The sequence below is a fragment of the Streptomyces sp. BBFR25 genome (genome assembly GCF_044590125.1).
GTDB lineage: Bacteria > Actinomycetota > Actinomycetes > Streptomycetales > Streptomycetaceae > Streptomyces > Streptomyces canus_D.
Genome location: NZ_CP172447.1, coordinates 8,560,827 through 8,576,178 on the forward strand (window position 1 = coordinate 8,560,827; position 15,352 = coordinate 8,576,178).

The following is a 15,352-nucleotide window of genomic DNA, read 5'->3' on the forward strand; positions in this document are numbered from 1 at the left end:
GACGCGAGCCGATGTCATCACCTTTGCGGCCGGTGACGATGGCGTGCGCGGTGGTCAGCCATGCACCGGTGACGTGTCCCGGTGCGCTCCTCCGTCCACGAAAGGGAAGCGAAGATGGATCTGAAGCTCGAAGTTGTGGTGCTGCCCGTCTCCGACGTCGACCGGGCCAAGGCCTTCTACGAGAAGGCCGGCTTCCGCCTGGACGTCGACTACGTCGCCGACGACAGCTACCGCGTAGTGCACCTGACGCCCCCCGGCTCCCAGTGCTCCATCCTCTTCGGCACCGGAGTCACCACCGCCGCACCCGGCTCACAGCAGGGCCTGCACCTCATCGTCTCCGACATCGAGGCAGCCCACGCCGAACTCGTCGACCGCGGCATCGACATGAGCGAGATCTTCCACGACGCAGGCGGGGTCTTCCACCGCGGCACCGAGGAAGGACGCGTCAGCGGCCTCGCCCCCGAACGCGCCAGCTACGGCTCCTTCGCCACCTTCACCGACCCCGACGGCAACGGATGGGCCCTGCAGGAGATCACCACCCGGCTTCCCGGACGGTGAGCCCGCGGCCGCCGGGCCGGGTGGGGCCCAGCCCCGTCCGGCAGGCCGCTCGTACGCGGGCTGCGTCACTCGACTGAGGGCGAGCGGCCCTGCCCTCGCCGACGGCGGCAGTCCCGGACGCGGGCCGGTCGGCGGACGTGCTCACCACCGGTTCGTGCCGACGACCCTGCATGTGGCCGCGGGGACGGACGCCGGCCGGACACCCCGCTCATCACCCGACCGCCATCACTTCCACAGCGCCGACGCCCTTTCTCATCGACCGCACGACGATGTCGAACAAGTAGGTGGCGTGCGGAGGCGGACGGAGGGTCACGGTGCGGTCGGGCCCGAGGACGGATGGGTGCGATTGCTCTCGGCCGTTGTTACCCCGGCCACTTACCAGGAAGATGCTGACCGGGGTACTACTCACGTTACGCAAAGTGACCGCGGTGGTGTCCGGACACCTGCCCAGACGTCCGGTGGTGCAGTTGAAGCGGACATCACCGAAGGAGGCCCTGGCGCACGACACCTCGTACCTCGGGTCGGAGAGTGACTTGCAGACCGAGCCCCTGTGAAAGGACGGGCCGGCAGCGCTCGGGCCCGCCTCCGGTTTACTCACGGCTATCGCCCCGAGGACCATCAGAGCCCCGAGGGCGGCGGCTGCGAGACACATCAGGGGCCAGGCGGGACCTCGTGCGCGCTCCTTCCCGTCGAAGACTTTGCGGAACGGCGTTTTCACTGCCGGATGCCGATGAATGAATGACTGTGGCTTGTACATTGCCGGCTCTACCCAGACATGAGTCTCGTTGCGTGTTTGCCTCCCACCGGTACAGCGGGCCCACAGAGCGGGCAGGAGAGATCGGCTCGCTCCGGAGCCGCAGGGCATTGATCCGGGGACGTGAGGACGGCATCGGCCTCCCGGCCCGCTGTGTCGCGGGGCGGCGACGTGCCTCGCGTGGACCGATCGCCGCGAAAGGTGACGGCGAGGGCCTGTCCGCGACGGAGGAGGACGTCACGGAAGGCGAGGCTCCTTCCACAGGAGTAACGCATCGGGAGTGCTCGAAGGTTCACCGGCAGGCGGGACGATCACTGGCGGCGGCCCCGACACCGGAACACCTCAAGGCCCACCGGACATGGGGAGAGGTGCCGGTCGAAAGACGACCCGACGCAAATAGTCGGTCGGTCGTATACTGAACGCATGGGGCGAACGAGCGATGCAAAGGAAAAGATTCTCACGGCTGCTCAGTCACTGCTTGAGCACCGGGGCTACTCGGCGCTGGGCGTGGCCGAGATCTGCAAGGCGGCCGGGGTGCCGAAGGGCAGCTTCTACTACTTCTACGAGTCCAAGGAATCTCTCGCACTCGCTGTCATCGACGAGCAGTGGACGGCTGAGATGCGGGACTGGCAGCACATCCTGACCAGCGATGACGAGCCCTTGCAGCGTCTGCGGGGACTTTTCGCGGCGACCGAGAGCCGCCAGCGGGAGGGCCAGGACAGCTGCGGAGTGGTTTCCGGCTGCATGTTCGGCAATCTCTCGCTGGAGATGAGCAACCAGACGGATTCCGTCCGCGAGCGCCTCCAGGAGATCTTCGAGGCGCAGGTGGACATGGTCGAGGCGACCATCACCGAGGCTCTGGGCCGGGGCGACATCTCGGTCGCGGACCCGCGCGAAGCCGCGCGTGCCGTGGTCGCGCAGCTCGAGGGCCAGGTGCTCTTCGCCAAGCTCTACAACAACACGTCACAGCTCAGCACCTTGTGGCCGAACTGCCTGGCCCTGCTGGGCGCGCGCGACCTGGAGCCCGCCGAGGTCTCCTGACGGCGCGTGCGCGTGGGCGGAATCGTCTGCCGGCCTGCCCGAGCCCAGGCCGGCCACGAGCCGGCGGCCAGCAGTCAGCTCGGGCTTCCCGGCCAGCCGCCGAATCGTTCCGGGCAGACGGACACGCCGCAGCCTCGCCGGGTGATCCGCGTCCTCCGGGTACTTCACGGCCTCTCCCGTCCGCGCACCACCGTGAATCGTGCGCATGGACGTATATAGCGGCATACCGCTTGATCAGGAAGGAACCGGGCTGTAAGCCGCTGATTCCGTGGTGCGGACCGAGTCTCTGTGACACTCCTCATGGCGGCTCGGTCAGACCTCGCGCCGTCTCCGCCGGTGCTCGTGGGCGGGGTACACCCCGAGGATGCGCACCTCGGAGGAGAAGAAGCGCAACTCCTGGAGGGCGAGTTCCACCCGAGGCTCGTCGGGATGCCCCTCGATCTCGGCGTAGAACCGGCTGGCGTGCAGACCGGCGCCCGCCTGGTAGCTCTCGATTTTGGTGAGGTTCACGCCACTGCTCGCGAACCCGCCGAGCGCCTTGTAGAGAGAGCTGGGGATGTTCCGCACGCAGAAGAACAGGCTCGTCATCGTTGCCTCGCCCGTGTGCGGTGTCAGCGCGCTTTCCGGTGAGAGGACGACGAACCGCGTGGTGTTGTCGGGGTCGTCCTCCACTCCGGCCCGCAGCACCTCCAGCCCGTACAACGGCGCGGCAGCGGGTGGGGCGAGGGCAGCATGCCGAGGATCACCCAGTTCGGCCACTTCCCGGGCCGCTCCTGCCGTGTCGTCGCTGACCAGGCCGCGCCAGCCCTCCTCCCGGAGTACCTTCCTGCACTGCCCGAGCGCGTGCAGGTGACTGCGTACGCACTCCACCTGATCCAGCGACGTCCCGGGCACGCCCATGAGGTCGAAGCGGATCGCCAGGAAGTACTCGGCGACGATGAAGAGGCTCGATTCCGGCAGCAGGTGATGTACGTCCGCGACGCGTCCGGCCGCGGAGTTGTCCACCGGGATCACCGCGACGTCGGCGGCCCCGTGGGTGACCGCGTCCAGCGCCTGGTCGAAATTCGTACAAGCCAGTTCGCTGCTCGCCGGGTACAGCGCCTGGGCGGCCATCGACGAGTTCGACCCCGGCTCGCCCTGATACGCAACGGTCGTCATGCTGAGCTTTCCGTTCGTTGATGGTTTCGGCGGATCGCAAAGTCCTCCACAAACCGCGTGACCTGCAGGATCGGCGTCGCAGCCTCGACCAGGTAGGCCAAGGGGTGCCGGCCGTCATGTCTGACGAACGCGATGGCCCCTTCGTAGGCGCCCGCTACCACATGCCTGGCCACCTTCACGGCTCGGGCCAGAGGGCCCGCCGCTGGTGCGGTGACCTCGGACGCATCTCTCAGGCCATACAGCGTCGACCGCAGGGCTGCCTGCTCGTCGTGCGTCAGGGCGGCCAGTTCGGCTGCTGGGACGGCGGCGGACCGGTTGCCGTCGGACAGACGGGCCAGCACGTCGGTGAGACGACGGGTCGCCCCGAGAGCCATGGCGGTGACAGCGACGCCGAGGAAGTTCGCGTCCGTCGCCCTGAGGGGCACACCCGACCGGCGCGTGGCCAGCCCGGCAGGTACGTAGATGTCGGTGAGTTCGAGGAGACCCGTCGGCGGGCGGGACTCGCTCGGCCCGGACAACAGCCGCGCCCTGCCCGGTACGACGAAGAGATCCCATCCGCCCTCGTCGGCCGTGCTCCCGGGGGTCGGCCCCGCTGCGGTCAGGGGGAGGGCAAGCCAGGCGGGTGGTCGATGCGAAGTCAGGCGCCAGCGACCGGAGAGTGAGAAACCCCCGTCCACCGGCCTGGCGGCCAGCCTGACGCCCGGTTCGACGGCCGGCCGGGCGGTGGTCAACGGTGCGGCCCAGTTCCATGTGCGGGTGAACATGTCCCAGGTCCCGGACGGGTCCTGGTGGGCGGCCGACTCGAAGTGATCATGTACGCGGAGCAGGTCAGAACCTGGTCCGATCATCTGCGGACCTCCGCCGAACGGGGCCGACTGCGTATGCCTGGTCAATTCTCACCTTCACCCGGGCATCGTGGGAGCGAGCACCACGGGGCCTGTCGTCCGGCGACTGCCGCCGGTGTACGCGTTCTGGTCGGTCGGTGACGGCATTCGGACGACTCGCCCGGCGGTCCGACCCCCTTCCATTGACGCCACGTGTGAGAGGGGTGCTCGTGTTCACGTGAGTCCCGCCACAGGCTGCGCCGACGGCCGTCGGCGCCGGGACCACGCGGGCAGGAACCACGCTTGCGAAGTACCGTAACGACGCGGCATGCGGGTCAACCGCATCCAGTGAACGCCGCCTTCCGTGACGGCCCCGCAGGCTCAGACCGGCATCCCTCATGAGGCACGCACACGAGTACGTCACCGGTCGTTCACCGCACACAGGTTCACTCACGAGTCAAGGACTTCACCAGGTGACATGTGATCCACGGGCACACCCGTTCATCTATACGTCACCAGCTTGACCGGTGACTATTGAGTGTGGAACAGTCTCCGAACATTGGCGGCAGGCCCCGGACCCGTCGGAGCACCGCAACCTCGATGACCTGATCGACGACGGAGAGCACTCATGATCAACAGGCGTACCTTCAGCAAGGCCGTCGGCCTGGGCACCGGCGCGGCCGCGGCCTCGATCGCCGGGCTCCAGGCCAACGCCAAGGCTGCGACGGGCCCCTGGAAGGGCGGCGACGCGGCGGCACCGACAGTGCCCGCCCTGGCCCCCGGGACACACACCTCATTCGACCGGATCAAACAGGTCAGGGCCGGAGTGCTGGACGTGGGCTACGCCGAGGCCGGACCGGCGCACGGCCCCGCCGTCATCTGCCTGCACGGCTGGCCCTACGACATCCACAGCTTCGTCGATGTCGCTCCGCTGCTGGCGGCACAGGGGTACCGGGTGATCGTGCCCTTCCTGCGCGGCCACGGCACCACCCGCTTCCTGTCCGCTCGCACCTTCCGCAACGCACAGCAGTCGGCCATCGCCCTGGACATCATCGCGCTGATGGACGCTCTCAAGATCGATCAGGCGCTGCTCGCCGGTTTCGACTGGGGCACGCGCACCGCCGACATCATCGCGGCCCTATGGCCTGAGCGGGTCAAGGGCCTGGTATCGGTGAGTGGTTACATCATCACCAACGTCGAGGCCCAGAAGCAGCCCATTCCGCCCAAGGCGGAGTATGCCTGGTGGTACCAGTACTACTTCGCCACGGAGCGGGGCCGCCTCGCCATGGAGAACAAGACGAACCGGCATGACCTGTGCCGTCTGGTCTGGGACACCGTCTCACCCACGTGGGACTTCGACGACGCCACGTTCGAGCGCACCGCCGCCGCCTTCGAGAACCCCGACTACGCTGCGATCGTGATCCACAACTACCGCTGGCGGCTCGGCCTCGCCGACGGTGAGGCCCGCTACGAGCGCTACGAGCGGAAGCTCGCCACCCGGCCCGTCATCGAGGTGCCTACCATTACCCTTGACGCCGAGCGCGACCCATTCACCGCACCCGGCGACGGCGCCTCGTATCGCGACCGGTTCACGGGCAAGTACGCCCACCGAACGCTGACCGGTATCGGTCACAACTTGCCGCAGGAGGCGCCCACCGCCTTCGCACAGGCGGTCGTAGACGTAGACCACCTCTGAGGCATCGCGCATGCGTACCTCGGCCTTGCGGGGTCTCACGCCGCCCCTGCGCGACGTGAGGCCCGTAACGGACGAAGGCGTGCGCACAGCAGCCTCCCAAGGAGTAGAGAGTTCCATGAGCCGAGCGATGCCCTTGTCCCCCACGGACCTGAGCGCCAGCGAGCGGAAGCTCGCCTGGCTACCGGTGCCGGCCGAGGAAATGGACGGCCTTCCGGCCGGCCTGGACTACGCCTCATGGGACGGCCGCGGCCCGTACCCCACGGATCCGGCATGCGTCTCCTTCTACGCTCCTCCGCTCACCACGGACACGGCTGTGATCCTTCGGCCCCTCGCACTCATGTCCCGGCTCCAAGTGCTCCAGGCACTCAGTGCCGGCGTGGACTATCTCCTGCCCCACGTCCGCCCGGGGGTGCTGCTCTGCAACGCTCGTGGCGTCCACGACGCGAGCACCGCGGAGATGGCGCTGACCCTGACGTTGGCGTCCTTGCGCGGAGTCCCGGAGTTCGTCCAGAACCAGGGTGCCGGGCGCTGGCAGCAGGCAATCCGTCCCTCCCTGTACGGTGCCACCGTGCTGATCGTGGGCTACGGCTCGATCGGTGCGGCGATCGAGGAGCGCCTGCGTCCGTTCGGGTGCGAGGTCAAGCGGGTGGCCCGCACACCGCGCCTGACCGCCGTCGGGCCGGTCCACTCGACCTCCGCCTTGCGCAACCTGCTGCCTCAGGCGGACGTGGTGATCCTTTCCGTCCCGCTCACCGAACACACCAGGCACCTGGCCGACGCCACGTTCCTCGGTTCGATGAAGGACGGCGCTCTGCTGGTGAACGTGGCACGCGGCGCGGTGGCGGACACCGGGGCACTGCTAGCAGAAGCCCGGACGGGCCGGATCCGCGTGGCCCTGGACGTGACCGACCCGGAGCCTCTGCCTCCCGGGCACGCCCTGTGGACCGCACCGGGCGTACTGATCAGCCCGCATGCCGGCGCGTTCACCTCCGCGATGATGCCTCACGTCAAGCGGCTGCTCGGCGCCCAGTTGCAGCGCTTCGCGGACGGCCAGGAGCTCGACAACGCGGTGCCCGCCGTCCCGCTCGCCAGCTGACCCCGCGCGTCGGCCGGCTCGGACGGCTCCTGTCCGGGCTGGCCGACGACCCGATCGCCCTTGCAGATTTCCTCGTCGGCACCTCACAAGGGCAGCGTGAGCCGCCGTAGCGTCTGTGCGGCGGGCTCCTGCGCCGCCTGGCGGTAACCGGTTCCGGCCCACAGATGGATGAGTCCCTTGTCGCCCGCCGCCGTTGCCGCCCTGCGGAGGGGGGCAGTGAGGTGGTGCACCGCCGGGTAACCGGTTGGGGCCGCGGATTCGTAGCGGTCGATGAAGGCGTTGCGCAGCGCTCGGGCAGGCCGTCCGGTGAAGGCCCGGGTCAGCACGGTGCCCTCGAACGCCGGATCTGTCAGGGCCTGCTGATGAGGCGTGGAGGCGCCGCTCTCGTCAGCGCGTAGGAGGAGCGTGCCGATCATGGTGGCGTCCGCCCCCGCGTGCAGCGCGGCCGCCACGTCGCCGGGCCCCCCGATGCCTCCCGTGGCGATGAGCGGCAGGGTGACCGTACTCCGGACACGTGCGACGAGATGGGGCAGGGAGACGGAGGCGAGCGGGCGGTCGGGAGTGAGCGTGGCCGAATGTCCGCCTGCCGCCGGCCCTTGCACGATCAACGCGTCCACGCCTGCTCGCGCCGCCTCATCGGCCTCTTCGGCCGAGGTGACGCTCTGCAGGACGGTGATGCCCGCCCGCCGCAGAGTCGCCACGACCCGGGAATCCGGAATGCCGAACGTGAAGGAGACCCACGGAACCGGTGATCCCACGATCAGGTCGATCTTGGCAGCCCAGTCGTCGTCATCCTCCGTCGGCCCGATGGCGGACAGGCTCAGCCCGTAACGGTCAGCCTCGGCCTGCACGGCGCGCGCGTACCGCGCGTAGGCGTCGACCGGAACGGGAACCGGGTTGGGCGCGAACAGATTGACGCCGAACGGGACACCCTCCGCCCGGACCCTTCGCATCTGCTCGTCGAGAGCCGCCGGCGTCTTGTACCCGGCGGCCAGAAATCCCAGACTGCCCGCACGCCCGGCCGCCACGACCAGTTCGGGGGTGCTTCCCCCTCCGGCCATGGGAGCCGCGAGGACCGGCAGTTCCACACCTAGGTCGGACAGCAGTCGGCTCATGCCTGGTATCTCCTCCGCGCGCACGGCGGACGACGAGGGCTCTCGCCGTCATCAGACGCCGAAGCGGCCTTGCCGGCGTCAAGGGCACCGGAATCCCGCTCGTGATGCCAGCGTATGACCCCAGGCGTCAAGGGACGGATCCGTGCCATGCCGATTAGGCTGGCACTATGCGCGACGGGCATCAATACGCTGAGGAGTGAGGGCGTGGAGGTCGAGATCCGCCATTTGCGGGCCTTCGCCGCGGTGGCGCGGTGCCGGTCCTTCTCGCGTGCCGCCCAAGAGCTGTTGATCACTCAACCGGCCCTGAGCCGCACGATCGCTCAGCTGGAGAGGGCCCTGAGTGTCCGTCTGCTCGAACGGACCTCACGCCGAGTCGAACCGACCGACGCGGGAGCAGAGTTCCTGCAAGAGGCGGAACGAGCGATCGCCTCCTTCGATCATGCCCTGAACACGGCACGCGATCGGGCTTCACTACGGCTCGGTTTCAGCTGGCTGCTGCCGGCGCCCTGGGCACAGCGGACCATCAAGGGCTTCGAGAGGGCCACCGGCGCCTCCGTCGCACTCAGCCGCACCGACGATCCACTTCAGGCCCTGCGCCAACGCGTTGTCGACGTCGCCGTGGTCCGCGGTGAGATGGATCTGCCTCAGCCCTTCCAGACCGTTCGGCTGTGCGACGAGGCACGCTTCGCCGTATGCGCCCGGGAAAGTCCTCTCGCCGGGCGCACCCACCTGGACTGGGGCGAGGTGCATCACTGGCGGCTGATCGTGAACTCGGTCAGTGGAACCACCGGACCGTGGTCCTGGCCCGAGGATCTGCGGCCGAAGGACATCGTCGAGACCTCCAACTACGACGAGTGGGTGGAAACGGTGGCGGCGAACCGCGGCATCGGTATCGTTCCCGAAACCGCCATGCGCCGCTCTCCCCATCCCGCGCTCCGCTTCATCGCTCTCGTCGACGCTCCGCCGGTTCCCGTGAGGCTCGTCTACCCACCGGACGGCCCCAGGTCCCTCGTCCGCCGGTTCGTCGACGCCTCCCTTGAGGCGGCTCGCCGCTGAACGCCGGTATTGCAGAATGCCGGGCACTCATACCTGATAGGCATCGCTTCGCGTCTCGCGGCATTTCACCTGCGCCCCGGGATTGTCTAGCGTGAACGTGTGCATCAGTCACCACTAGAACCAGTGAGGTCGAGCATGGCGAGGACAGGACTGGCCCGGCAGGAACGCGCGGTGACGGTGCTCGGGGGCCCGACGGCGGTCATCGACATCGCGGGGCTGCGCATCGTCAGTGATCCGACTTTCGACCCGCCCGGCCCGCAGGGTTACCTCACCAAGACGGCCGGGCCGGCACTCGACGAGCAGTCCGTGGGCCCCGTGGACCTGGTGCTCGTCAGCCATGACCTCCATCCGGACAACCTCGACGGCCGCGGGCGAGCGTTCGCGCAGTCCGCACCCCTGCTCCTCACCGGTCCGGCCGCTGCCGCGCGCCTCGGTTCGCCCGCCGTGGGCCTGGCGCCCTGGACGGCGCACTCGGTGCAACGCGGGGACGGCAAGGGCGATCTCACCGTTCTGGCCGTCCCCGCGGTTCACGGTCCGGAGGACGGGGAACGGGATGCCGACGGCAATGTCAACTGCGAGGTCACGGGTTTCGTGCTGTCGGGGCGGGGGCTCCCAACCGTCTACGTCAGTGGAGACAACGCTTCCGTTCGTACCGTGGTGACGGTCTCCCGCCGCGTCGGGGACATCGACGTGGCGCTCCTGCACGCGGGCGCTGCCCGCGTGCAGGCGAAATTCGAGGGGCGTCCGCTGTCCATGGACAGTAGGCGAGCCGCGGCCGCGGCAGCCGTTCTGGGAGCCGGTGTTGTGGTCCCCGCGCACTACGACGGCTGGACGCACTTCTCGGAAGGGCTGAGCGACTTGGAGCTGGCCTTTTATGAAGCAGGTCTGTCCTCTCTGCTGCACGCGCCAGCACATGGGGCCTGGGTGCATCTGCCCTCCTGAGCCTCCTGGAGGCTTCGCTCCCGACACCAGTACTGTTTGACAGGGCAATCAATTATCTCTTTACTTGACCCTCGTCAGGAGCCTCTCTCCCGTCCCTGAACGAGACCTGTGTGGGCGTACAAGGCTCGCTCGGTAGCGTGACCGAGGGGGCTGAGGGGACGGCACTGTCGCACCCGTGAACCGCGATGACCACTCATACGAACGAGATCGACGCGGCGGGCGGCGCCGGCACGGGCGGGCGGAGCACCGGCCCGTCCGGACGGGCCGGCCCGGCGGGGATGGGGAAGATGACTTCTTCCTGTCGAGGCCAGGTGCGGCCGGGCCTCCCAGGTGATGTCCGACCACTGCTGAGGAACGGCGACTGCCCCATGGACGCCAAAGTGCACTACTCGGTTCTCGGCACCGTGCGAGCCATGCGCGGGGAACGCCAGCTCGCGGTCGGTCCTCCCAAGCGTCTGGCTCTGCTGTCCCTGCTGGTGCTCCGGGCGCCTGGCCCGGTCTCCCTGCGCGACGCCGTGGATGTCCTGTGGGACCACGAGCCGCCAGCCAGCGCCGTCAACATCGTCCACCGCAACATCGGTGCCCTGCGCAAGCTGCTGGAACCCGGCCTGAGCAGCCGCGCCCTGGCCGAACACCTCTCCCGATCCGCCGACGGGTACCGCCTCCTCCTCGACGCGTCGACGTCCGATCTGCTGCACTTTCGCGATCTCCGCGCCCGGGCACAGCTCGCAGTGAAGAACGGCGACGCCGCGGAAGCTGCCCTGCACTTCACCGACGCCCTGCGGCTCTGGCGCAGTCCGGTCGTGGCCGATGGCACTCAAGTGGCCCAGCACCCCGTTTTCACGTCGGTCGGACACGAATTCGTCGCCACGGCCAAGGAGGCGGCCGACGTCGTCCTGACCGCGGCACCGGCATCGACGGAGGAAGTACTGACGGCCCTGCGCCGCGCGGTGGAGGGGCACCCCTTTGACGAGGCGCTGCACTCCCACATCATCGCCGCCCTGGCCACGACCGGCCGACAGGCCGAGGCCCTCGATCAGTTCGAGCGCATCCGCCGCACACTGGCCGACGACCTGGGGGTCGAGCCCGGTGCTGGCTTGCGCTCCGTGCAACAACGTTATCTGCGGCGCAATCGTGCGCACAACGCCACGACAGGGCCCCAAAGCGCCCCAGCCTTCTTCGGCCCGGTTCACCTGCCTGACAATTCCGTACCGTTCGTCGGCAGGACCGAGGAATTGAACCGGTGCCGGCGATTCCTGCCGTCTGCGGCCTCCAGTAACTCCACGGCCACGATCGTCGCCCTGTGCGGCATGGCGGGTGTCGGTAAGACGACCCTGGCCGTGCACTGGGCACGCGAGAGCACGGAGCACTTTCCCGACGGGCAGATCTATGTGGACCTCCAGGGCCACCACCCCACACGGGCCCCTCTGGGAACGGCGCATGCCATGCGTGCCGTTCTCGACGCCCTGGGGTCCCGCCCCTCGGGAGAAGACCGCGACGACGCGGCGCTCGGCCTCACCTACCGGAGCGCACTTGCCCGGCGACGGTTGCTCTTGGTCCTCGACGACGTACGGGACTGCGAACAGGTACGCCCCCTCCTGCCCGCGGCAGCGGGCAGTTTGGTCGTCCTCACCAGCCGTCGGCGTCTGGAGGGGCTGGCCGTCACCCACCACGCGCGGCTGGTCACACTCGCCCCCATGGCCCTCGATGAGGGAGTGGAACTGCTTGAACGCCGAATCGGATCCGAGCGGGTGCGTGCCGAGCAGGCATTCGCGGAGCAGATCGTCGAGTTGTGCGGCGGACTGCCACTGACGCTGGCCCTGGCCGGCACCCGCGCATTGATGCGTTCCCGTTTCTCTCTCGCCTCCCTCGCCGCAGAGCTGCGGGAAGGGCTGGTGGCGCTGTCCAGTCGCGACGCCCGTACCGATGCGTCCACCGCATTCCGGCGTTCGTACGATGCGCTGAGTGCCGGAGCAGCACGGATGCTCCGGCTGCTCGCTCTGCACCCGTCCCACGAGTTCACCTTGCGAGCCGCCGCAAGTCTGGCGGGAAGCGACCTGCGTACGGCGCGCGAGAACCTGGCCGAACTTGCCGATCATCACCTGCTCGAGGAAGTGGCTCCCGAGCGGTATACCCGGTACGAGCTGCTGCGCTCGTTCGCGGCCGATCTCAGCGCGGCCGAGGACTCGAACGACGTGCGTTCCACCGCCTGCGCCCGGATGCTGGAGCACTACCTCTACAGTGCCAACGCCGCGACCGCCCTCCTCACGCCACACCGCAGGACGGTGATCCTGCCGCCCCCGCGCCCGGGCGTCCGCCCCCAGGAGTTCGGCGGACGCGCCGATGCCGCCGACTGGCTCGTCGCCGAACGGTTCGTCCTGCCGGCGCTCGACCGCAGCCTCAGCCATCACCCTCAAGGCGAAACGTTCAGACAGCAGCTGAAGGCCATGCTGACGATGCCCATCCGTCCGGACCCGCGCTGAGCCCGTCGGGAGATCCCCGGGTGGGCCGGTGGCGGGGCGCCTCGAGACCGACGACCCCGGGGACTGTGTCCCCTGCCCCGCTCAGGCGGCCTCCGGTTGCAACGCGCGACGCAGCTTGCGCAGCGCGTTGTGCTGCCGGGACTTGACGGTGCCCGCGGGGACACCGAGGATGGCCGCCGTCTCCTTGATCGTGCGATCACAGAGGTAGATGTGGACCAGGACCGCCCGGTGCTCCGGAGACAGCAGGCGGAGCGAAGGCCGCGTCACCATGGCGTCGTGCACGGCCTCGATCTCCTTCTCCACCGCTGCCGGATCGTGATACGTGGCGCCCATGGCTTCCTTGCGGGTGTGTGGCTTCCTCACCCAGTCGACCACGAGGTGCCGGGTGACGGTGAACAGCCAGCCTCGTAGAGACCCGTCCATCGCCAGCAGCCGGTCGGTGTTCCGCCATGCCCGGACGAGTGTCTCCTGGACGACGTCCTCGGCCAGTCCGTGGTCACCCAGCATCTTCTCGGCGTACGAGACGAGCGCATCCCGGTGCTCCCTCATGATGAGTCCGAGCAAGTCCGACCGGGGCGCTTCGGTGGGGGGCATAGCCATGGTCTTGAGCCATCCTGCATCTCTGTCATGCCGATCGGAGACATGGGGGTGCCTCCTCATGCGCACCGTAGGCAGAGCTGGGTACCGGAAAACTGTCGTGTTTATGACGCTTCCGTGATCTCAGGCCGGAAGAGCGGTCCGGGTGCGTGTCGGAGGCTCGCGCCGTACTCGACGCGCCGTCTGGATGGGTCCGCGCGAGCCTCGTCATACAGCCAACACGAGGCGGCGACGGTCCTGGTTCACACCTCCGGGAGAATCCGCAGACACCCTGCGTATGTACGGCAGACGATGTCCGGTCGAGCGTCCCGTGATCCCGCAGAGCCACGAATAGAGCACATAGACGTATAAACATCTCGAAAAGGTCATATCATTGACCTTGTGCTTATGCGGAGATTCTGGGCGCAGAGACAATAGGCACGGAGCCTGGGTAGCGATGCTTCGAAGGCACAACTATTCGCCGGCACCTGGCTGCAGCCACGCTCCGGGACGACGCCGGACACCGAGCCGCGCACGAGTGGAGGGCCGCCCCGGTGACACGAGCTTCTACTCCGACCTGGCGACATGGGTACGATGCGCCACATCATCCATATGAGGGAGTGAACGGTTGTGACCAGCCAATCAACCGCCACGCTCCGGTCGCGGTATATCGAACAGGCCGCGTCGGACCTGGAGGAAAACCGACGTCAGCAGGAGGAACTCGCCGAGGCATTGGCGCGATTGAAGCACGAAGAGGCTCTACTGGTCGACATCCTGACCCTCGCGGAGCGCTACGAGGGCTTGCCGGAAGCGTCGGAACTTCCCTCCCAGAAACGTTCTGAGACACACGCACCGACCGGGGAGGCGGCGCCACCACCGACGCAGAGGTCCACACGTCGATCGGCGCACATGAGGGAACGACGACTCAGGAAGGCCCTGGCAGAGGCTGACGCGAAGGGGAAGTCGCGTCAGCCTCTGCTGGGGGAGATCCTGACGGAATTGCTCGGTACGCACTCGGAACCGCGGCTCGCCAAGGAACTGCGGGAGGAGCTGATCGCCAAGCACCCCGACCGGTCGCCGACGCCGCAGGTGGTACGGAACACCTTGGAGTCGCTCGTCGCCAAGGGGCACGTCCAGCGCCACAAACAACAGCGATCGGTCATGTACACCCTCGTAAGCGAGGCGCCGAGCGGCGTCTCCGCCGAGGAGAACGACGTCGAAGACACCAAGAGCTAGACGCTCGGATGTGACCCGGCGGTCCGGAGGCGGTTCCTTGCCTCCGGACCGCCCGGATATCGCGCCGGCACTCGGCATCTCCGCGAGTGAGTGGCCACATCACCTGGCTCGCCGGGTCACAAACACCTCTTCTCTCCGCATCGACACACGTGTCTCTTATTGGGCCGATCGGTTGTGACAAAAGGTCTCAGTCCAAGCGCACAACAATTTGGATGCCGGGAGGGTCCTGCAAGCGCGTCCGCGCGTCTTCCGGGCATGAGTACGCCATTTACACTGTGCCCATGGCAGACGCTACGACGATCGAACCTCTCAACGCCGACGAGGAGGCCTTCCTTCGGGCCCTGGGCAGAGTGATGACAGGGTTGCCTCGAGTTGTCGACGCGGACATGCTCGAGGAGCATCCGATTTCCAGTACCGAGTACACGGTCCTGGTTCATCTCTCCGAGGTTCCGCACAACCAGATGCGTATGAGCGAGCTGGCCAATATGTGCGGGCTTTCACTCAGTGGCATGACGCGGGTTGTCAGCCGACTGGAATCGCAGTCACTCGTCCAGCGCCAGAGGTGTCCGGAGGACGGGAGAGCGTACTTGGCCATCCTCACCAACTCCGGGTGGACGATGCTGCGGCAAGCATGGCCGACGAATCTCGCCAGTGTGCGCCGCCACATCTTCTCCCGGCTCGAAGGCTGTGATGTCGCGGCTGCGGCCAAAGTGCTGGAACGGATAGCAGTCTCCTGACATCCAGGAGGGCCGGAGCCCCCGAATGCAGGACCTTCTGTTGCCCTGCCGGGCACCCGCGACAGCCGGCGTCGACTCCA

General features: G+C 67.9%; 12 protein-coding genes and 1 pseudogene. 9 read left to right on the forward strand and 4 right to left on the reverse strand.

From position 1 onward, the window contains the following. Positions 1-114: 114 nt before the first annotated feature. Positions 115-558, forward strand: coding sequence for a VOC family protein (locus ACGH52_RS38485; RefSeq protein ID WP_121702501.1), 444 nt, complete (start codon positions 115-117; stop codon positions 556-558). A gap of 1,177 nt (positions 559-1,735) precedes the next feature. After that, positions 1,736-2,353, forward strand: coding sequence for a TetR/AcrR family transcriptional regulator (locus ACGH52_RS38490; RefSeq protein ID WP_121702499.1), 618 nt, complete (start codon positions 1,736-1,738; stop codon positions 2,351-2,353). A gap of 312 nt (positions 2,354-2,665) precedes the next feature. On the opposite strand, the gene ACGH52_RS38495 is transcribed toward ACGH52_RS38490, so the two are convergent. Together ACGH52_RS38495 and ACGH52_RS38500 are read right to left on the reverse strand one after the other, a co-directional pair. After that, positions 2,666-3,511: a prephenate dehydratase gene (locus tag ACGH52_RS38495; protein WP_121702498.1), complete on the reverse strand. Its 846-nt coding sequence runs from the start codon at positions 3,509-3,511 to the stop codon at positions 2,666-2,668. After that, positions 3,508-4,275, reverse strand: a complete 768-nt coding sequence (locus ACGH52_RS38500; protein WP_399946356.1) for a hypothetical protein — start codon at positions 4,273-4,275, stop codon at positions 3,508-3,510. Before ACGH52_RS38500 ends, ACGH52_RS38495 begins: the two co-directional genes overlap by 4 nt. Before the next feature lie 688 nt (positions 4,276-4,963). Between ACGH52_RS38500 and ACGH52_RS38505 the strand changes: the two genes are divergently transcribed. After that, the gene (locus tag ACGH52_RS38505) at positions 4,964-6,031 is read left to right on the forward strand and encodes an alpha/beta fold hydrolase (RefSeq protein WP_121702496.1); all 1,068 of its coding nucleotides are present in this window, start codon (positions 4,964-4,966) and stop codon (positions 6,029-6,031) included. A gap of 115 nt (positions 6,032-6,146) precedes the next feature. After that, positions 6,147-7,127 (forward strand): 2-hydroxyacid dehydrogenase, encoded by a 981-nt coding sequence (locus ACGH52_RS38510; protein ID WP_238696817.1) that lies wholly within the window; start codon positions 6,147-6,149, stop codon positions 7,125-7,127. A gap of 83 nt (positions 7,128-7,210) precedes the next feature. Here ACGH52_RS38510 and ACGH52_RS38515 read toward each other — a convergent pair. Continuing rightward, a pseudogene (locus ACGH52_RS38515) lies at positions 7,211-8,269 on the reverse strand (nitronate monooxygenase); the annotation flags it as partial. A 177-nt stretch (positions 8,270-8,446) separates the two neighbouring features. On the opposite strand from ACGH52_RS38515, the gene ACGH52_RS38520 reads away from it, so the two are divergent. The 3 genes from ACGH52_RS38520 to ACGH52_RS38530 all read left to right on the forward strand — a co-directional run bounded on the left by ACGH52_RS38520 (position 8,447) and on the right by ACGH52_RS38530 (position 12,723). Next, positions 8,447-9,298, forward strand: coding sequence for a LysR family transcriptional regulator (locus ACGH52_RS38520; RefSeq protein ID WP_399946360.1), 852 nt, complete (start codon positions 8,447-8,449; stop codon positions 9,296-9,298). 135 nt (positions 9,299-9,433) lie between these two features. Beyond that, positions 9,434-10,240 (forward strand): MBL fold metallo-hydrolase, encoded by an 807-nt coding sequence (locus ACGH52_RS38525; protein WP_121702492.1) that lies wholly within the window; start codon positions 9,434-9,436, stop codon positions 10,238-10,240. A gap of 368 nt (positions 10,241-10,608) precedes the next feature. Next, positions 10,609-12,723 carry a BTAD domain-containing putative transcriptional regulator gene (locus ACGH52_RS38530; RefSeq protein WP_238696816.1) on the forward strand — a complete coding sequence of 705 codons (2,115 nt, stop codon included), beginning with the start codon at positions 10,609-10,611 and terminating at the stop codon, positions 12,721-12,723. Positions 12,724-12,804: 81 nt separating this feature from the next. Here ACGH52_RS38530 and ACGH52_RS38535 read toward each other — a convergent pair whose 3' ends face one another. Continuing rightward, positions 12,805-13,272 carry a sigma-70 family RNA polymerase sigma factor gene (locus tag ACGH52_RS38535; RefSeq protein ID WP_238696814.1) on the reverse strand — a complete coding sequence of 156 codons (468 nt, stop codon included), beginning with the start codon at positions 13,270-13,272 and terminating at the stop codon, positions 12,805-12,807. Between the two features lie 657 nt (positions 13,273-13,929). Here ACGH52_RS38535 and ACGH52_RS38540 point away from each other — a divergent pair. Together ACGH52_RS38540 and ACGH52_RS38545 are read left to right on the forward strand one after the other, a co-directional pair. Beyond that, on the forward strand, positions 13,930-14,535 hold the full coding sequence (locus ACGH52_RS38540; RefSeq protein WP_193777663.1) for a hypothetical protein: 606 nt from the start codon (positions 13,930-13,932) through the stop codon (positions 14,533-14,535). Positions 14,536-14,816: 281 nt separating this feature from the next. Then, positions 14,817-15,272, forward strand: coding sequence for a MarR family winged helix-turn-helix transcriptional regulator (locus ACGH52_RS38545; RefSeq protein WP_121702490.1), 456 nt, complete (start codon positions 14,817-14,819; stop codon positions 15,270-15,272). Positions 15,273-15,352: the final 80 nt, after the last annotated feature.